Annotated in this window: 19 protein-coding genes; all 19 read right to left on the bottom strand. The window is 69.0% G+C overall.

Going from position 1 to position 18,622, the window contains the following annotated elements:
* Positions 1-46: 46 nt before the first annotated feature.
* Positions 47-493: a DUF2550 domain-containing protein gene (locus ACH4MY_RS13565; RefSeq protein ID WP_398001946.1), complete on the bottom strand. Its 447-nt coding sequence runs from the start codon at positions 491-493 to the stop codon at positions 47-49.
* 143 nt (positions 494-636) lie between these two features.
* The gene (locus tag ACH4MY_RS13560) at positions 637-1,011 is read right to left on the bottom strand and encodes a F0F1 ATP synthase subunit epsilon (RefSeq protein ID WP_033206798.1); all 375 of its coding nucleotides are present in this window, start codon (positions 1,009-1,011) and stop codon (positions 637-639) included.
* A 111-nt stretch (positions 1,012-1,122) separates the two neighbouring features.
* Complete coding sequence (gene atpD / locus ACH4MY_RS13555) at positions 1,123-2,565, bottom strand: F0F1 ATP synthase subunit beta (protein ID WP_398001942.1); 1,443 nt, start codon at positions 2,563-2,565, stop codon at positions 1,123-1,125.
* Positions 2,565-3,482 carry a F0F1 ATP synthase subunit gamma gene (locus ACH4MY_RS13550; protein ID WP_398001939.1) on the bottom strand — a complete coding sequence of 306 codons (918 nt, stop codon included), beginning with the start codon at positions 3,480-3,482 and terminating at the stop codon, positions 2,565-2,567. Before ACH4MY_RS13550 ends, atpD begins: the two co-directional genes overlap by 1 nt.
* 20 nt (positions 3,483-3,502) lie before the next feature.
* Positions 3,503-5,101 (bottom strand): F0F1 ATP synthase subunit alpha, encoded by a 1,599-nt coding sequence (atpA, locus tag ACH4MY_RS13545; protein ID WP_030321094.1) that lies wholly within the window; start codon positions 5,099-5,101, stop codon positions 3,503-3,505.
* 139 nt (positions 5,102-5,240) lie between these two features.
* Positions 5,241-6,056: a F0F1 ATP synthase subunit delta gene (locus ACH4MY_RS13540; RefSeq protein WP_398001936.1), complete on the bottom strand. Its 816-nt coding sequence runs from the start codon at positions 6,054-6,056 to the stop codon at positions 5,241-5,243.
* Positions 6,053-6,598, bottom strand: coding sequence for a F0F1 ATP synthase subunit B (locus ACH4MY_RS13535; RefSeq protein ID WP_398001934.1), 546 nt, complete (start codon positions 6,596-6,598; stop codon positions 6,053-6,055). Before ACH4MY_RS13535 ends, ACH4MY_RS13540 begins: the two co-directional genes overlap by 4 nt.
* Before the next feature lie 38 nt (positions 6,599-6,636).
* Complete coding sequence (gene atpE / locus ACH4MY_RS13530; RefSeq protein ID WP_010474382.1) at positions 6,637-6,870, bottom strand: ATP synthase F0 subunit C; 234 nt, start codon at positions 6,868-6,870, stop codon at positions 6,637-6,639.
* 86 nt (positions 6,871-6,956) lie between these two features.
* Positions 6,957-7,766 carry a F0F1 ATP synthase subunit A gene (gene atpB, locus ACH4MY_RS13525; RefSeq protein ID WP_189834237.1) on the bottom strand — a complete coding sequence of 270 codons (810 nt, stop codon included), beginning with the start codon at positions 7,764-7,766 and terminating at the stop codon, positions 6,957-6,959.
* Positions 7,767-7,988: 222 nt separating this feature from the next.
* Positions 7,989-8,402: a hypothetical protein gene (locus ACH4MY_RS13520; protein ID WP_398001931.1), complete on the bottom strand. Its 414-nt coding sequence runs from the start codon at positions 8,400-8,402 to the stop codon at positions 7,989-7,991.
* 262 nt (positions 8,403-8,664) lie between these two features.
* The gene (locus tag ACH4MY_RS13515; protein WP_398001928.1) at positions 8,665-9,978 is read right to left on the bottom strand and encodes an MraY family glycosyltransferase; all 1,314 of its coding nucleotides are present in this window, start codon (positions 9,976-9,978) and stop codon (positions 8,665-8,667) included.
* Positions 9,979-10,096: 118 nt separating this feature from the next.
* Positions 10,097-11,344 (bottom strand): serine hydroxymethyltransferase, encoded by a 1,248-nt coding sequence (glyA, locus tag ACH4MY_RS13510; protein ID WP_398001926.1) that lies wholly within the window; start codon positions 11,342-11,344, stop codon positions 10,097-10,099.
* A gap of 52 nt (positions 11,345-11,396) precedes the next feature.
* Positions 11,397-12,044, bottom strand: coding sequence for a protein-tyrosine-phosphatase (locus tag ACH4MY_RS13505; protein ID WP_398001923.1), 648 nt, complete (start codon positions 12,042-12,044; stop codon positions 11,397-11,399).
* Positions 12,041-12,688: an L-threonylcarbamoyladenylate synthase gene (locus ACH4MY_RS13500; protein ID WP_189834241.1), complete on the bottom strand. Its 648-nt coding sequence runs from the start codon at positions 12,686-12,688 to the stop codon at positions 12,041-12,043. The genes ACH4MY_RS13505 and ACH4MY_RS13500 overlap by 4 nt, the downstream gene beginning before the upstream one ends.
* A gap of 49 nt (positions 12,689-12,737) precedes the next feature.
* Positions 12,738-13,583, bottom strand: coding sequence for a peptide chain release factor N(5)-glutamine methyltransferase (gene prmC, locus ACH4MY_RS13495; protein ID WP_398001921.1), 846 nt, complete (start codon positions 13,581-13,583; stop codon positions 12,738-12,740).
* A 55-nt stretch (positions 13,584-13,638) separates the two neighbouring features.
* Positions 13,639-14,715 (bottom strand): peptide chain release factor 1, encoded by a 1,077-nt coding sequence (gene prfA, locus ACH4MY_RS13490; RefSeq protein ID WP_398001918.1) that lies wholly within the window; start codon positions 14,713-14,715, stop codon positions 13,639-13,641.
* Positions 14,716-14,812: 97 nt separating this feature from the next.
* Entirely contained in the window at positions 14,813-15,031 is a 219-nt protein-coding gene (gene rpmE / locus ACH4MY_RS13485; protein ID WP_351895602.1) for a 50S ribosomal protein L31, read from the bottom strand.
* Positions 15,032-15,188: 157 nt separating this feature from the next.
* Positions 15,189-16,286: an LCP family protein gene (locus tag ACH4MY_RS13480; RefSeq protein WP_398001915.1), complete on the bottom strand. Its 1,098-nt coding sequence runs from the start codon at positions 16,284-16,286 to the stop codon at positions 15,189-15,191.
* A 216-nt stretch (positions 16,287-16,502) separates the two neighbouring features.
* Complete coding sequence (gene rho, locus ACH4MY_RS13475) at positions 16,503-18,560, bottom strand: transcription termination factor Rho (RefSeq protein ID WP_398001912.1); 2,058 nt, start codon at positions 18,558-18,560, stop codon at positions 16,503-16,505.
* Between the last annotated feature and the right edge of the window lie 62 nt (positions 18,561-18,622).

Here is an 18,622-nt window from a genome sequence, read left to right as displayed (position 1 = left end):
CCCCCGGACTCCGTCCGGGGGGACCCCCACTCAACGGGCAGGGAATCTAAGCGACATTCACCCGTTGCCCCGGAGGCGCCGCCTCCAGCCAGGCCATGAAGCCGGTCCGGGCGTCCTCGCTCATCGCGAGCTCCAGACGGACGCCCTCGTACATACAGGGCTGGATCACCGCGTCCGAGAGCAGCGCGAGCTCCTCCTCGCCCTCCGGCGTCCGGCGCTCCAGAGCCACGATGGACGAGCGCTCCAGCACACGGCGCGGGCGGGGCGCGTACGAGAAGACACGGAACCAGGCGATCTCGTCACCGCTGTAGCGGGCGACGCCGTACACCCAGCCCTTGCCGCTCGGATCCGGATCGTCGGGGACGTTCCAGTGCAGCGAACAGTCGAAGGTGCCGCCGGCACGCTGGATCAGCCTGCGGCGCAGTCCGAAGACGAAGAGCCCGATCACCACCAGTGCGACGACCAGGCCGCACACGAGCAGAGCGAGGAACATCTTCACCGACCTCCTCGCTGCGTCCCGTAGCCGACACCGCCGGCAGAACCGAATACAACCTGCATCTGCATCGCCTCAGCCGCGGCACGGTCCGGAAAATTCCAGACCGTGCCGCGGCTGAGGGCACTACTCCGCGCGGACCGTCAGCGGACGGACACCGCGCGCAGTCGGACATCGGCGCGCCGCTCGGCGGCGGCGTCGGAATCCGACTTCGCGCGCTCCAGCGCGCGCTCGGCGCGCTGGGCGTCGATCTCGTCCGCCAACTCGCAGATCTCCGCGAGCAGAGACAGCTTGTCGTCGGCGAAAGAGATGAATCCACCGTGGACGGCGGCGACAACAGTCCCGCCCTCACTCGTACGGATGGTCACCGGGCCCGACTCCAGCACACCGAGAAGCGGCTGGTGGCCGGGCATGACGCCGATGTCGCCGGAGGTGGTACGCGCGATGACCAGGGTGGCCTCGCCGGACCAGACACTCCGGTCCGCGGCGACCAGCTCGACGTGCAGCTCAGCAGCCAAGGGTGGCTCCTCGGGTCACCACCCGGCGGTCGTGCCGGGTGTTGGGGTCAATTCTAATGGGCGTGGTGAGGGGGGCGGGACGGATCCCGCCCCCCTCGGCGAGCACGGGGCTCAGGAGACGCCGAGCTCCTTGGCGTTGGCCTTGAGGTCCTCAATGCCACCGCACATGAAGAACGCCTGCTCGGGGAAGTGGTCGTACTCACCGTCGCAGATCGCGTTGAACGCGGCGATCGACTCGTCGAGCGGAACGTCCGAACCGTCCACACCGGTGAACTGCTTCGCCGCGTGGGTGTTCTGGGACAGGAATCGCTCGACACGGCGGGCGCGGTGGACAACGAGCTTGTCCTCCTCGCTCAGCTCGTCGATACCGAGAATCGCGATGATGTCCTGGAGGTCCTTGTACTTCTGCAGGATTCCCTTGACGCGCGTGGCGGCGTCGTAGTGGTCCTGCGCGATGTAGCGCGGGTCCAGGATCCGGGACGTGGAGTCCAGCGGGTCCACGGCCGGGTAGATGCCCTTCTCGGAGATCGGACGGGAGAGAACCGTCGTCGCGTCGAGGTGGGCGAAGGTGGTGGCCGGAGCCGGGTCGGTCAGGTCGTCCGCGGGGACGTAGATCGCCTGCATCGAGGTGATCGAGTGACCACGGGTCGAGGTGATGCGCTCCTGGAGGAGACCCATCTCGTCGGCCAGGTTCGGCTGGTAACCCACCGCGGAGGGCATACGGCCGAGCAGGGTCGACACCTCGGAACCGGCCTGGGTGAAGCGGAAGATGTTGTCGATGAAGAACAGCACGTCCTGCTTCTGCACATCGCGGAAGTACTCCGCCATGGTCAGACCGGCGAGGGCCACACGGAGACGGGTGCCCGGGGGCTCGTCCATCTGGCCGAAGACCAGCGCGGTCTTGTCCAGAACGCCGGCCTCCTCCATCTCCACCATGAGGTCGTTGCCCTCACGGGTACGCTCACCGACGCCCGCGAAGACCGACACACCGTCGTGCAGCTTGGCCACACGGACGATCATTTCCTGGATCAGAACGGTCTTGCCGACACCGGCACCACCGAACAGACCGATCTTTCCACCCTTGACGTACGGGGTGAGAAGGTCGACGACCTTCAGGCCGGTCTCGAACATCTCGGTCTTGGACTCGAGCTGGTCGAAGGCCGGGGCCTTGCGGTGGATCGTCCAGCGCGGCGCGTCGGCCACGGTGGACTCGTCGTCGTTCAGCACCTGACCGAGCGTGTTGAACACACGGCCCTTGGTGACGTCGCCGACCGGGACGGTGATGCCCGTACCCGTGTCGGTCACCGGGGCCTGGCGGACCAGACCGTCGGTGGGCTGCATGGAGATGGCGCGGACGACGCCGTCACCGAGGTGCTGGGCGACCTCGAGGGTCAGCGTCTTGGTCGCGCCCTCCTCGGTCGGGTCCATGACCTCGACGTGCAGGGCGTTGTAGATCGCCGGCATCGCGTCGACGGGGAACTCCACGTCGACGACCGGGCCGATGACCCGGGCGACGCGGCCCGTGGCGGCGGCCGTCTCAACAGTGGTCGTCATTACTTGTCACTCCCCGCGGTCGCGTCGGCCAGGGCTGCGGTGCCACCGACGATCTCGCTGATTTCCTGGGTGATTTCGGCCTGGCGGGCCGCGTTGGCAAGTCGGGAGAGGTTGTTGATCAAGTCTCCCGCGTTGTCGGTCGCCGACTTCATCGCGCGTCGCGTGGCGGCGTGCTTGGAAGCAGCCGACTGGAGCAGCGCGTTGTAGATCCGGCTCTCGACGTACCGAGGCAGCAGGGCGTCGAGGACGTCCTCCGCCGACGGCTCGAAGTCGTACAGCGGACGAAGCGTGTCCGAGTCGCCCGCCTCCTTCGCCACCTCGTCGAGGCTGAGGGGCAGCAGCCGGGCCTCGACCGCCGTCTGCGTCATCATCGAGACGAACTCGGTGTAGACGATGTGGAGCTCGTCCACACCACCCTCCGCCGTGTCCTGCTCGATCGCCTCGATCAGCGGAGCCGCGATCGTCTTGGCGTCGCCGTACGACGGCTGGTCCGTGAACCCGGTCCACGTACCGGCCAGCTTCCGCTCGCGGAAGTTGTAGTGCGCGATGCCACGACGGCCGACGACGTAGACGGCGACCTCACGGCCTTCGCCTTCCAGCTTGGCCGTCAGCTTCTCCGCCGCCTTGATGGCGTTGGAGTTGAAGGCGCCGGCCAGACCGCGGTCGCTCGAAAGAAGCAGAACCGCGGCACGGATCGGGTTCTCCGCCTCGGTGGTCAGCGGGTGCTTGTCGTTCGCACCCGTGGCCACCGCCGTGACCGCACGCGTCAGCTCGGTCGCGTACGGCGTGGACGCCTGTACCTTGCGCTGCGCCTTGACGACACGCGAGGCGGCGATCATCTCCATCGCCTTGGTGATCTTCTTCGTCGCGGTGACGGATTTGATGCGACGCTTGTAGACCCGGAGCTGCGCTCCCATGAGTCAGGTCCCTTCCGTCGTCACTTCGAGACGTTGACGGCGGCAGGAGCGTCCTCGCCCAGCAGCTTGCCGTCAGAGGTCTCGAACTGCTTCTTGAACTCCGCGATGGCGTCGCCCACGGCCTGCAGGGTGTCGTCCGACATCTTGCCGCCCTCACGAATGGAGGTCATGAGGCCCGAGTGGTTCTGGCGCAGGTACGCCAGGAGCTCGGCCTCGAAGCGACGGATGTCGGCGACCGGAACGTCGTCCATCTTGCCGGTGGTGCCGGCCCAGACGGAGACGACCTGGTTCTCGGTGGGCATCGGCTGGTACTGAGCCTGCTTGAGCAGCTCGACCATCCGCTGTCCACGCTCCAGCTGCGCCTTGGAGGCGGCGTCCAGGTCCGAACCGAAGGCGGCGAACGCCTCGAGCTCACGGAACTGGGCCAGGTCCACACGGAGGCGGCCGGAGATCTGCTTCATCGCCTTGTGCTGGGCGGAGCCACCGACACGGGAGACCGAGATACCGACGTTCAGGGCCGGACGCTGGCCGGCGTTGAACAGGTCGGACTCCAGGAAGCACTGGCCGTCGGTGATGGAGATGACGTTGGTCGGGATGAACGCCGACACGTCGTTCGCCTTGGTCTCGACGATCGGCAGACCCGTCATCGAACCGGCACCGAGCTCGTCCGAGAGCTTCGCGCAGCGCTCGAGCAGACGCGAGTGCAGGTAGAAGACGTCACCCGGGTAGGCCTCACGGCCCGGCGGGCGGCGCAGCAGCAGGGACACGGCGCGGTAGGCGTCGGCCTGCTTCGACAGGTCGTCGAAGACGATCAGGACGTGCTTGCCCTGGTACATCCAGTGCTGACCGATGGCGGAGCCGGTGTACGGCGCCAGGTACTTGAAGCCGGCCGGGTCGGACGCCGGGGCGGCGACGATCGTCGTGTACTCGAGCGCACCGGCCTCTTCCAGGGCGCCGCGAACGGACGCGATGGTCGAGCCCTTCTGGCCGACGGCGACGTAGATGCAGCGAACCTGCTTGTTCACGTCGCCCGAGCGCCAGTTGTCGCGCTGGTTGATGATCGTGTCGACGCACAGCGCGGTCTTACCGGTCTGACGGTCGCCGATGATCAGCTGACGCTGGCCGCGGCCGACCGGCGTCATGGCGTCGACGGCCTTGTAGCCGGTCTCCATCGGCTCGTGCACCGACTTACGGGCCATAACGCCCGGGGCCTGCAGCTCGAGGGCGCGGCGGCCCTCGGTCGCGATCTCGCCGAGACCGTCGATCGGGTTGCCGAGCGGGTCGACGACGCGACCCAGGTAACCCTCACCGACACCGACGGAGAGGACCTCGCCGGTGCGCTGCACCGACTGACCCTCCTCGATGCCGCTGAACTCGCCGAGGACGATCGCACCGATCTCGCGCTCTTCGAGGTTCAGCGCGAGACCGAGGGTCCCGTCCTCGAACTTCAGCAGCTCGTTCGCCATGGCCGAGGGAAGACCCTCGACCTTCGCGATACCGTCACCGGCCAGGCTGACCGTGCCGACCTCCTCGCGCGAGGCCGCGTCCGGCTGGTACGACTGGACGAAGTTCTCCAGTGCGTCCCGGATCTCCTCCGGCCGGATCGTGAGCTCCGCCATCTGGGTTCCCTGCTCTCCTTGTTGGGCCCGAAGTTTCTTAAGGGGTCTGGGGGCCGACCCCCAGGAATCTTCTGCAATCTCTGCACGGCCCAACCGGGCCGCTGGTGATGCTGTGATGCTGTGTTGCTGTGTGACTGCGTCAGCCGGCCAGTCGGCGGGTCGCCTCTTCGAGGCGCTCCGCGATGGAACCGTTGATGACCTCGTCGCCGACCTGCACGGTGATCCCGCCGAGGACCGCGGGGTCCACGTCCAGGTTCAGGTGCATGTCGCGGCCGTACAGCTTGGCCAGGACGGATCCGAGGCGCTGCTTCTGCTGGTCCGACAGCGGCACCGCCGAGGTGACGACGGCGACCATCCGGTCCCGGCGCGCCGCGGCGAGCTTGGAGAGGGACTCGAGTCCCGCTTCCAGGCTACGTCCCCGGGGCTGGGTCACCAGACGGACGACCAGACGCTCGGTGGTGGTGTGGGCCTTGCCACCGAGCAGGCTGCGGAGCAGCTCGCTCTGGGCGGTGGCCGTGGCGGCCTTGTCCGTCAGCGCCGAGCGGAGCTCGGGGCTGGAGGACACGATCCGGCCGAACCGGAACAGCTCGTCCTCGACGCCGTCGAGCGCGCCCGCCTTCTGCGCCGCGGTGAGGTCGGCGATGTTCGCCAGCTCCTCGGCCGCGTCGACCAGGTCACGCGAGCGCGACCAGCGGGAACGCACCATGCCCGAGACCAGGTCGGCGGTCTCGCCGCCCACCTGACCGCTCAGGAGTCGCTGCGCGAGCTCGGCCTTGGCCTCGCCCGACTGCGCGGGGTCGGTCAGGACCCGGCGCAGCGACACCTCGCGGTGGAGCAGCGCGGTGACCGCGGCCAGCTCGTCCGCGAGCTTCGTCGCGTCGACCGAGGTGTTGTCGGTCAGCGCGTCGAGGGACTCGCGTGCGGAGGCCAGTGCCTCGCGGCTCGCTCCGTTCATCGGACGGCCTCGGCCTTCTCCTCGAGCTCGTCGAGGAAGCGGTCGATCGTCCGGCTCTGGCGGGCGGTGTCCTCGAGGGACTCGCCGACCAGCTTGCCGGCCAGGTCGGTGGCGAGCTTGCCCACGTCCTGACGCAGCGAGGCGGACGCGGACTTGCGGTCGGCCGCGATCTGCGTGTGGCCGGCCGCGATGATCTCCTCGCGCTGGCGCTGGCCTTCCGCCTTCATCTCCTGGATGATCGCGGTGCCCTGCTCCGTCGCCTCCTGGCGAAGACGCGCGGCCTCGTGGCGGGCCTCGGCAAGCTGGGCCTTGTACTGCTCCAGCACACTCTGAGCCTCGATCTGGGCCGACTCGGCCTTCTCGATGCCACCCTCGATGGCCTCGCGACGCTGCTCCAGAACCTTGTTGATGTTCGGGAGGAGCTTCTTGGCGAGGAAGCCGAAGACGATGACGAAGGCGATCAGGCCGATGACGAGCTCGTCGAGATGCGGGATGAGCGGAGGCTGCTCCTCCGCCGCTGCCGCAAGAAGCAGAGCGTTCACATCAGTGCCTTCCGTAAAAGTTGGGCTGTCGGTCCGGCTTACTTGTAGACGAAGCCCATGACGATGCCGATGAGGGCAAGCGCCTCACAGAACGCGAAACCCATGATCTGGTTGGTGCGGATCAGGCCGGCAGCCTCGGGCTGGCGGGCGAGGGCCTGGGTGCCGTTACCGAAGATGATGCCGACGCCGACGCCGGGGCCGATGGCCGCGAGGCCGTAGCCGATCGAGGCGACGTTTCCGTTGACGGCGGCGAGAGTCTCGAGAGCGGACATGCCGGTTCTTCCTTCTCTTTCAAGGACCCGGTGGGGGTTGGCCACCGGACGACTGTTGGTAAGGGGGTGGTGCTGCCGGTCAGGGCTCAGTGGTGCTCGGAGAGCGCGCCCTGGACGTAGCTGCAGGCCAGGAGTACGAAGACGTACGCCTGGACGGCCTGGATGAAGAGCTCGAAGGCGGTCATCACGAGGACCATCACGAACGAGGCGCCGGCGTAGACGAAGCCGAGCCCGTTCATGAGGTACCAGGTGGCGAGCGAGAACATCACGATGAGCAGGTGACCGGCGAACATGTTCGCGAACAGTCGGACCGCGTGCGTGAAGGGCCGGATCAGCAGGTTCGAGAAGAACTCGAGCACGACGACCAGCGGCAGGATCGGGCCGAGCGACTTGTCGTAGCCGACGATGTTCTTCCAGCCGCCGACGAAGCCGTGCTTCTTGAAGGTCAGCGACACCCAGAGCACGTACACGATCAGCGCGAGACCGGCCGGGAAGGCGATCAGCGAGGTGACCGGGAACTGGGCCAGCGGGATGATCGACCAGAGGTTCAGCATCCACACGAAGAAGAACAGCGACACCATCAGCGGGACGTACTTCTCGCCGTCCTTCTTGCCGATGATCTCGTAGACGATGCCGCGCCGGACGAAGTCGTAACCGGCCTCACCGACCATCTGCATCTTGCCGGGGATCAGCTTGGGCTTGTTGAAGGCGGCCCAGAAGAACCCGACGACCACGAGCGAGCCCAGGATGGCGAGCAGCATCGGCTTGGTGAAGTCGAAGCCACCCACGGAGAAGATGGGCTCGTACATGAACGTGTGCAGGCCCGGCGCCGGGAAGCCACATCCGGTGAAGATGTGGCAATCCGGGTCGAAGGCAAGCGTCTGGTCAGCACTCACCGCGGGCTCCTTCAGCGTGGCGCATAGGTACGGCAACCTCGTTGTGTCGGCGCGGCACGCAGCCGCGGGTCGGCACTGGACTGGTCTTACGGATAAGGGGGCGGCGGTTCGGCATCGAGCCTCGCGCTGGGACAGGCGTCTCGGATGCCCGCGCCCGCAGTGCCGCAGTTGGCACCGGACGATAGCAGGAAGCCGAACGCGGCTTTATCCCGGCCCTACCCTTCACGACTTCGACCCCGTCTTTTCGGGGTCGACGTACATGATCTTGGCCTTCATGTAGGCCCGGGCCTGCGCGGCGACCCACACCACGGTCGTCGCGAGCAGCGTGAAGGCGAAGGCCTTGAAGTCGAACAGCGTCGTGTCCTTGAACAAGGCCAGGAAGATGAAGAGCAGCAGCAGTTGGGCCACGTAGAGCATGAGCCCCATGGCCTGGAACAGCTGCGGCAGCGACCGCGCCGTCCGCTGGAGCACCACCAGCCCGACACCCATGAAGAGGATCACGACCAGAGTGCCGGCGACGGCGCCGAGCGCCCCCTTGCCACCGGCGACCACGCCACTGATGACCGTGGCGAGTGCGCCGACGGCAGCGGTGGGGACGGCGGTGTGCAGCAGGGTGCGTACGTCGTTGGACGGCATGGCGGTGTCTCCGCTTGATGGAGGGGGCGATGGTGTCGTCATGGACGAGCGTAAGCCCGGTCCGAGGTGGGTCTCGGGGCCAACAGACCGTCGCACTACGGTCTTTCGGCACTGTCGCCGGGTCTCGTGAACGGTATCACAAACTATTTGAATAGGTCTTTACCCATAAGGTGTGCCAACTGTCACACCTGAGAGCTACACCGCGCGTGTGTGCGCGACAGGGTGGCGCCGCGTGTGCTAATGACCGCGAATGCGGCTTTCGTCAACTTGGCGTTCCGGCCTTCCGCCGGTCGGTGAAGCGCGCGCGGTTGCCGATGGCGGTGGCGCCGTTGATGCCCGCGGGCACCGGAATCCGCTCTTCCTCGACCGTGACCGGCTCCAGGACGGCCTCCACGACGGGAACCCTCTTGCGCCGGCGATAGCGAGGCGGTACGACCGACTCGGCCCAGCGGGGGGCACGCGGCGCGAAGCGCGGCAGCAGGAGCAGCACGAGGCCGATCGCGCTCAGCGCGACGACGCAGAGGACGATCCACATCGAGGCCGAGTGGACCGAGTACGCCAGCGTCCCGAAGGCGATCAGCGCCGACCAGAAGTACATGATCAGGACCGCGCGGCTGTGCGAGTGCCCGATCTCCAGGAGCCGGTGGTGCAGGTGCCCGCGGTCGGCCGCGAACGGCGACTGGCCCTTCCACGTACGGCGCACGATCGCGAGGACCAGGTCCGCCATCGGGATCGCGATGATCGACAGCGGCAGCATCAGCGGGATGAAGACCGGCAGCGCGGCGTGCGTGGCCTGACGGGTCGAACCCTCGAAGATCTTCAGCGCGTCGGGGTCGACCTGACCGGTGATCGAGATGGCCGAGGCCGCCAGGATCAGACCGATCAGCATCGAGCCCGAGTCGCCCATGAAGATCCGCGCCGGATGCATGTTGTGCGGCAGGAAGCCCAGGCACATGCCCATGAGGATCACGGTGAAGAGCGTCGCGGGGGCGGCGGCCTCGATCGTGTAGCCGTACCAGAGCCGGTACGCGTACAGGAAGAAGGCCGCGGCGGCGATGCAGACCATGCCGGCGGCGAGACCGTCGAGACCGTCGACGAAGTTGACCGCGTTGATGGTGAGGACGACGAGGGCGACGGTCAGGAGCGTGCCCTGCCACGGGGTCAGGGAGACGACACCCACACCCGGGATCGGCAGCCACAGGATCGTCAGACCCTGCGCCACCATGACGCCCGCCGAGATCATCTGCGCGCCCAGCTTGATCAGGGCGTCCAGTTCGAACTTGTCGTCCAGGACACCGATCAGCCAGATCAGGGCGGCACCGGACAGCAGCGCGCGCGGCTCGTTGGAGAGCTCGAAGACGCTGTTCAGGTTCTGCAGGTGGTCGGCGACGAGCAGACCCGCGCACAGCCCGAAGAACATGGCGATGCCACCGAGCCGCGGAGTCGGTTCTCGGTGTACGTCTCGGGCACGGATCTCCGGCATCGCCCCGGTCGCGATGGCGAACTTCCGCACCGGACCGGTGAGCAGATAGGTCACCGCGGCCGTGACACAGAGCGTCAGCAGGTAATCACGCACGGGCTGCCCCACAGGAATCGCTGGCCATCTCAGCCCCACACCCTAGCCGTGCCGTCCATGTGCTTGGAGACACCAGGACCGCCCGAACGGTTGCACAGCGACTTCCGGTGACTTTTCCTCAGCGTCCATACGGGGGAAAACGCCCGGTCAGCGCCCGTACCTCCGCCCGTACGCGGGCCGTCTCCCCGGCGTCGTCACGCAGCGCGGATGTGAACAACGCCGCGATCCTGGCCATCTCCGGAGCGCCCATCCCCTGCGTGGTCACGGCGGCCGTGCCCAGCCGGATGCCGCGCCCCTCCCCGTACGGCAGGGCACAGGTGTCGAGGACCATGCCGGCGGCGGCCAGCCGGGCGCGGGCGGTGCGGCCGTCGATACCGAGGGGCGCGGGGTCGGCGGTGATGAGGTGGGTGTCGGTACCGCCGGTGGTCAGCGCGAAGCCCTCGGCGGCGAGCGCGGCCGCGAGCACCCGCGCGTGCTCGACCACCTGATGGGCGTACGCGGTGAACGCCGGGGTGGACGCCTCGCCGAAGGCCACCGCCTTCGCCGCGATCGTGTGCATCTGGGCGCCGCCCTGCGTGAACGGGAACACCGCCCGGTCGATCCGCCCCGCGAGTTCCTCGCCGCAGAGGATCATTCCGCCGCGGGGACCGCGCAGCACCTTGTGGGTGGTCGCGCAGACCACGTCGGCGTACGGGACGGGGCTCGGCGCCGCTCCCCCGGCGACCAGGCCGATGGGATGGGCCGCGTCGGCGATGAGATAGGCGCCGACCTCGTCGGCGACCTCGCGGAAGATCGCGTAGTCGAGATGGCGGGGGTAGGAGATCGAGCCGCACACGATCGCCTTGGGGCGGTGGTGACGGGCGAGCGCGGCGACCTGCTCGTAGTCGACGAGCCCGGTCTCGGCGTCGACTCCGTAGGGCACGAACTCGAACCAGCGCCCGGAGAAATTGGCGGGCGAACCGTGGGTGAGGTGCCCACCGTGGTCGAGGCCCATGGCGAGGACCGTGTCACCGGGCCTGAGAAGGGCCGCGTACGCCGCCAGGACGGCCGAGGAGCCCGAGTGTGCCTGCACGTTCGCATGGTCGGCCCCGAAGAGCGCGGTGGCCCGTTCCACGGCGATCCGCTCGGCGGCGTCCACGTACTCGCAGCCGCCGTGGTGACGGGCGCCGGGATAGCCCTCGGCGTACTTGTTGGCGAGCGGGGAGCCGAGCGCGGCGAGGACGGCGGGCGAGGTGAAGTTCTCGGCGGCGATCAACTGCAGACTGTCGGCCTGCCGCCGTACCTCGCCGAGCAGCACGTCGGCGATCTCCGGGTCCTGCCGGCGCAGGACGTCGAGAGCCTCATCGGGGGGAGCGGTGACCGACATGTCACCAATGTAGGCACGCACTCCCCCACGCGCCCGGCGAGAACCGGCAGCGTCAGTCGCGCGCCCGCACGCCCGTCAGCGCCGTCACCACGGGGTCCAGCGCCTGGTTGATCTCGTCGCCGATCGAGCGGAAGAACGTGATGGGGGCGCCGTACGGGTCGTTGACCTCGTCCGCGTCCACCGACGGGGCCAGGAGCCACCCGCGTAGAGCCGCCGCGGCGCGGACCAGGGCGCGGGCGCGCTCCACCATGCCCTCGTCGTGGGCGTCCGGGAGCGTGGCCGGGTCGATCGCGCGGACCAGGCGGGTGAACTCCTTCAGCGTGAAGGTGCGCAGACCCGCCGAGTGGCCCATCGAGATGACCTGGGCGCGGTGGTCGCGGGTCGCGGTCAGGACCAGGTCCGCGCGGATGACGTGCTCGTCGAGGAGCTCGCGCCCCACGAAGCCGCTGTAGTCCGCGCCGAAGTCGGCGAGGACCAGTTCCGCGTTGGCCTCCATCGGGGCGCCCTCGTGGCCCCAGGTGCCCGCGCTCTCCACGATCAGGCCGCCGCCGAGAGGGTCGCCGAGGCGGTCGCTCAGGGCATGGCGGGTCAGCCGCTCGGTGATCGGCGAGCGGCAGACGTTGCCGGTGCTGACGTGGAGGATGCGGAAGGTGTTGCCGTCGTTGAACCCCGCTATGCCACGCCCCTCAGGGGCGGTCAATTCGCCACCTCGAGGTCGGGTACGACCTTCCGGAGCTCCTCCGGCGAGAGCGCGCCCTCGCGCAGCAGCACCGGGACCTTGCCCGTGACGTCGACGATGGACGAGGGGACGATGCCGGGCGTCGGTCCGCCGTCGAGGTAGACGGAGACGGAGTCGCCGAGCATCTGCTGGGCGGCGTCGCAGTCCTCCGGCGACGGGTGGCCCGTGAGGTTCGCCGAGGAGACGGCCATCGGGCCGACCTCGGTGAGCAGCTCGATGGCGACCGGGTGCAGCGGCATACGGATGGCGACGGTGCCCCGGGTGTCACCCAGGTCCCACTGGAGGGAGGGCTGGTGCCTGGCGACGAGCGTGAGGGCGCCGGGCCAGAAGGCGTCGACGAGCTCCCAGGCCTGCTCGGAGAAGTCCGTGACCAGGCCGTGGAGGGTGTTCGGGGAGCCGATGAGCACGGGCGTGGGCATGTTGCGGCCCCGGCCCTTGGCGGCGAGCAGGTCCGCCACGGCCTCGCTGCTGAAGGCGTCCGCCCCGATCCCGTACACGGTGTCGGTGGGCAGCACGACCAGCTCGCCCCGGCGGACGGCGGACGCGGCCTCGCGCAGACCGGTCACACGGTCGGTCGCCTCGTTGCAGTCGTATCGCCGTGCCATCAGTTCCCGGCCTCCTCGTAAGCGTGGTTCGTCATGGCAGTCGTGCCGGTCATGGCATGGCCTTGCGGGCGGTCGCGAAGCGCGGCCGGTTGTTCAGGTCCGGGTGGTCGGCGGCGTCGGCCCAGCCGGCCTCTTCGTTGAAGATCCACGGCACCTGCCCGCCCTGGGTGTCCGCGTGCTCGATGACGACGAGGCCGCCGGGGCGCAGCAGCCGGTGGGCGGTGCGCTCGATGCCGCGGATGGTGTCGAGACCGTCCTCGCCGGAGAAGAGGGCCATCTGGGGGTCGTGGTCGCGGGCCTCGGGTGCCACGTACTCCCACTCGGTGAGCGGGATGTACGGCGGATTGGAGATGACCAGGTCGACCTGGCCGTCCAGCTCGGGGAGCGCGCTCAGCGCGTCGCCCTGGTGGACGGTGACGCGGGAGCCCTCGGCGTTCTTGCGGGTCCACACGAGGGCGTCGTCGGAGAGCTCCACGCCGTGCACGCGCGAGCGCGGGACCTCCTGGGCCATGGCGAGGGCGATGGCCCCGGAGCCGGTGCACAGGTCGACGATGAGGGGCTCGACGACGTCCATGGCGCGCACGGCGTCTATGGCCCAGCCGACGACCGACTCGGTCTCCGGCCGGGGCACGAAGACCCCGGGTCCGACCTGCAGCTCCAGGTAGCGGAAGAACGCCCGCCCGGTGATGTGCTGGAGCGGTTCGCGGGCCTCGCGGCGGGCGACCGTCTCCCAGTAGCGGGCGTCGAAGTCCGCGTCCTGGACGTTGTGCAGCTCCCCCCGCTTGACGCCGTGCACGAACGCGGCGAGCTCCTCGGCGTCGAAACGCGGTGAGGGAACGCCGGCGTCGGCCAGCCGCTGGGTGGCCTGGGCCACCTCGGCAAGCAGCAGGTTCACGCTGGTCCTCCGTGGTGCGGGGTGGGGCGGGGGGAACTTACGCCATCGGGCTCGCTTACGCCGCGGCGAGCTTGGCGGCCGAGTCGGCGTCGACGCACGCCTGGATCATCGGGTCCAGTTCGCCGTCGAGCACCTGGTCCAAGTTGTACGCCTTGAAGCCGACCCGGTGGTCCGAGATCCGGTTCTCCGGGAAGTTGTACGTACGGATCTTCTCGGACCGGTCGACGGTGCGGACCTGGCTGCGACGGGCGTCGGCGGCCTTGGACTCGGCCTCCTCCTGCGCGGCGGCGAGAAGCCTGGACCGCAGGATACGCATGGCCTGCTCCTTGTTCTGGAGCTGGCTCTTCTCGTTCTGGCAGGAGGCGACGATGCCGGTCGGCAGGTGGGTGATGCGGACGGCGGAGTCGGTGGTGTTGACCGACTGGCCGCCGGGGCCGGACGAGCGGTAGACGTCGATGCGCAGGTCGTTGGCGTGGACCTCGACCTCGACCTCCTCGGCCTCGGGCGTGACGAGCACGCCGGCGGCGGAGGTGTGGATGCGGCCGGCGGACTCGGTCGCGGGCACGCGCTGCACGCGGTGCACCCCGCCCTCGTACTTGAGGCGCGCCCAGACGCCCTGGCCGGGCTCGGTGGCGCCGTTGCCGCCCTTGGTCTTCACGGCGACCTGGACGTCCTTGTAGCCGCCCAGCTCGGACTCGGTGGCGTCGATGATCTCGGTCTTCCAGCCGACGCGCTCGGCGTACCTCAGGTACATGCGGAGCAGGTCGCCGGCGAAGAGCGCGGACTCGTCGCCGCCCGCGCCCGCCTTGATCTCCAGGATGACGTCCTTGTCGTCGCTCGGGTCGCGCGGGACGAGGAGCAGTCGGAGCCTCTCGGTGAGCGCCTCCCGGTCCTTCTCCAGCTGCTTGACCTCGGCGGCGAAGTCGGGATCGTCGTGTGCCAGCTCGCGGGCGGTCTCGATGTCGTCACCGGTCTGCTTCCAGGACCGGTAGGCGGCGACGATCGGGGTCAGCTCGGCGTAGCGCTTGTTCAGCTTGCGCGCGTTCGCCTGGTCGGCGTGGACCGAAGGGTCTGCGAGCTTCGTCTCGAGGCCGGCATGCTCGCCGACCAGTTCCTCGACCGCCTCGAACATCGGGGGCTCCTGGGGTTTTCGTCAGTTGCTACGGGGACGGCAAAGCGCCGGTCCCGGCCACCCGCGCGGGGCGACCGTGGACCGGCGCAGGGGCTCGCTACTTGGAGCCGGCGGCCTTGCCGAAGCGGGCCTCGAAGCGGGCGACGCGGCCGCCGGTGTCGAGGATCTTCTGCTTGCCCGTGTAGAACGGGTGGCACTCGGAGCAGACCTCGGCACGGATGGTGCCGTCGGTCAGGGTGCTCCGGGTGGTGAACGACGCACCGCAGGTGCAGCTGACCTGGGTCTCGACGTACTCGGGGTGAATCTCGCGCTTCAAGGTGTCTCCTAGTTTCGGGAGGGCTCCGGGTCGCTTCCGCGGGTTGCGGCGAGCGTGAACCGGGGCCGACGTACCAGTCTGCCAGGACCGGCCGTATCTCCCAAAACCGGGGTGGGGCCGGAACTATTCCTGAGCTGCGTCGGACGGCGCTCCCGCGCTACCTCACGACGCCGTCGGCCTTGCCGGTGGCCGCGTCCTCCGTGGCCGACGCGGGGATCGGCAGGTCCTTCTTCAGGGCCGTCCAGACCTGCTTCGCCTGGGCTTCCAGCGGTACGACGCGGTTGGGGTCCCGGGGGTCGTACTCGACGGGCATGGTGACCATGTGGACGTTCTGGGCGCCGATGCCGGAGAGGCCCTTGGCGAAGCCCATCAGCTCCTCGACCGAGTCGAGTTCGGAGTCGGGGGTGATGGCCTTGGTGGCGGCGTCGGCGAGGTCGAGGAGCTTCTTCGGACTGGTGAAGACGCCGACGTCCTTGACCTGGTCGATGAAGGCCTTCATGAAGGCCTGCTGGAGCTGGATGCGGCCGAGGTCGCTGCCGTCGCCGACGCTCTTCCGGGTGCGGACCAGGCCGAGGGACTGCTCGCCGTCGAGGGTGTGGGTGCCCGGTTCGAGGTCGAGGTGGCTCTTGCTGTCCTTGATGGCCGCGGTGGTGGTGATCTCCACGCCGCCGAGTTCGTCGATGAGCTTCTTGAAGCCCGTGAAGTCGACCTCGATGTAGTGGTCCATACGGATGCCGGACATCGACTCGACGGTCTTGACGGCGCAGGCGGGTCCGCCGACCTCGTACGCGGTGTTGAACATGGCCCGCTGCTCGCCGGGGACGGCGGCGCCCTTCCCGTCGGTGCAGGAGGGCCGGTCGACGAGGGTGTCGCGGGGGACGGAGACGACGCTCGCCTTCTTGTGGCCCTCGTAGACGTGGACGACCATCGCGGTGTCGGAGCGGGCGCCGCCCTCGTCCTTGCCGTAGGCGCCGTTGTCGCCGGAGCGCGAGTCGGAGCCGAGGACGAGGATGTCCATGGAGCCGTTGTCGACGTCGTCGGGGCGGTCGGTGCCCAGCTGGGCGTTGATGTCGACGCTGTCGAGGTTGCCGTCGAGCTTGAAGTAGACGTATCCGAGTCCGGCGCCGCCGAGCACGAGGACGGCAAGGGCCCCCGAGACCAGGACGGCCGTCTTTCGGCTGCGTTTGGCGGTCGGCTTGCGGCGGCGGCCGTTTCCGGCGCCGCCTATTCGGCCGCTCTTGTTCTGCTCGGTCATCCTCATCCCTCGGGCCCTCGGTTCACCATGTGTGACGGCGAAGCACCCGAAAGGGTTGCATACGGGCCTGTGAGGTTTCGGTGAGCTTCCGTGCGAACAGCACTGCGCCCACCGTGCGGGGCACGGTGGGCGCAGTGGTTTACGCAGGTCACGACGGGGTTACGAGACCGGGCTCGCGTCCCTGTCGTACGACTGGCGCATGACGCAGGTCACACGTCAGTCGTCGTTCTTGCCGCCAGGAGTCGTCTTCTGGATCTGGAGCAGGAACTCGCCGTTCGACTTCGTCTGCTTCATCTTGTCGAGAAGCAGCTCGATCGCCTGCTGCTGGTCGAGCGCGTGCAGCACACGGCGCAGCTTCCAGGTGACGGCGAGCTCGTCGGCGCCGAGCAGGATCTCTTCCTTGCGCGTACCCGAGGCGTCGACGTCGACGGCCGGGAAGATGCGCTTGTCGGCGAGCTTCCGGTCGAGCTTGAGCTCCATGTTGCCGGTGCCCTTGAACTCCTCGAAGATCACCTCGTCCATGCGCGAACCGGTGTCCACCAGGGCGGTGGCGAGGATGGTCAGCGAGCCGCCGTCCTCGATGTTCCGGGCCGCGCCGAAGAAGCGCTTCGGCGGGTACAGGGCGGTCGAGTCGACACCACCGGACAGGATGCGGCCGGAGGCCGGCGCCGCGAGGTTGTACGCGCGGCCCAGGCGGGTGATCGAGTCGAGCAGGACGACCACGTCGTGACCCAGCTCCACGAGACGCTTGGCGCGCTCGATGGCCAGCTCGGCGACGGTGGTGTGGTCCTCGGCCGGACGGTCGAAGGTCGAGGAGATGACCTCGCCCTTGACCGACCGCTGCATGTCGGTGACCTCTTCCGGACGCTCGTCGACCAGGACGACCATCAGGTGGCACTCGGGGTTGTTGGTGGTGATCGCGTTGGCGATCGCCTGCATGATCATGGTCTTGCCGGTCTTCGGCGGGGCCACGATCAGACCGCGCTGGCCCTTGCCGATCGGCGACACGAGGTCGATGATCCGCGTGGTCAGCACGCCCGGGTCGGTCTCCAGACGGAGCCGGTCCTGCGGGTAGAGCGGGGTCAGCTTGTTGAACTCGGGGCGGCCGCGGCCGGAGTCGGCGGCCATGCCGTTCGCGGAGTCCAGGCGGACCAGCGCGTTGAACTTCTCGCGGCGCTCGCCCTCCTTCGGCTGACGCACGGCGCCGGTGACGTGGTCACCCTTGCGCAGACCGTTCTTGCGGACCTGGGCGAGGGAGACGTACACGTCGTTCGGACCGGGCAGGTAGCCCGAGGTCCGGATGAACGCGTAGTTGTCGAGGATGTCGAGGATGCCCGCGACGGGGATCAGGACGTCGTCGTCGGCGACCTGCGGCTCGCCGGCCTGGAAGTCGTCACGCCCACGACGCCCACGACGGTCGCGGTAGCGGCCGCGACGCCCGCGGCGACCGCCGGCCTCGTCGTCGTAGTCGTCCTGCGGGCCGGCCTGCTGGCCGCCCTGCTGACCCTGGCTCTGGACCTGCTGGCCCTGACCCTGGCCCTGGCCGCCCTGGCGCTGGCGCTGGCCGCCCTGGCCACCGCCCTGCTGCTCGTCGCCCTTGCCACGGTCGCGCTGACGGTCACGGCGGTCACGGCGCTCGCCGCGCTCCCCGCGCTCGCCCCGCTCCCCGCGGTCACGACGGCCGCGGCCCTCGGCGCCGTCGACGGCGGCCTCGGCCTTGGCGTCGGTGCCCGCGTCGGCCTTGGCCTCGGTACGGGCCTCGGTCTTGACTACCTGCGCGGCCTCGGCCTTGGCCTCGCCCTCCGGCGACCCGGCGGGGGCGGTGGCACGGCGGCGACGACGCTCACCGGCCGGCTGGTCTTCGCTGGCAGGCTGACCGGGAATGTCGATCTGCTGCTGGGCGACGGCCTTCTCGGCCTTCTCGGCCTTGGGCTCGGCGGCCTCGACGGCGGTCTCGCCCGTACGGGCCTTGGCGGTGGCGCGGCGCTTCGGCTTGGTCTCGGCGGCGTCGGCGGCCTTGGCGGGGGCGGCGGAACCGCCACCGGCCTGCGCCTCCTTGATGACCTCGATCAGCTGGCTCTTGCGCATCCGCGCGGTGCCCCTGATGCCGAGGCCGGACGCGACCTGCTGCAGCTCGGCCAGGACCATGCCCTCGAGGCCGGTGCCGGAGCGGCGGCGCCGTGCGGTGCCGCCGGTGGCAGCACCTGCGGCGGGCGCGGCGGCGTCGACACTGCTGTCGGCAGTCACGCCCATCAGATCGGTGGTGTCGCTCACGAAGGGTCCTTCCCTGGAGCGGACGTCGGCCATCTGGCTCGGCGACCGGTTGTGCTGTCCGG

The sequence above is a fragment of the Streptomyces sp. NPDC017246 genome (assembly GCF_044331325.1).
Classification (GTDB): Bacteria; Actinomycetota; Actinomycetes; order Streptomycetales; family Streptomycetaceae; genus Streptomyces.
This window is presented reverse-complemented; position numbering and strand designations above follow the sequence as displayed.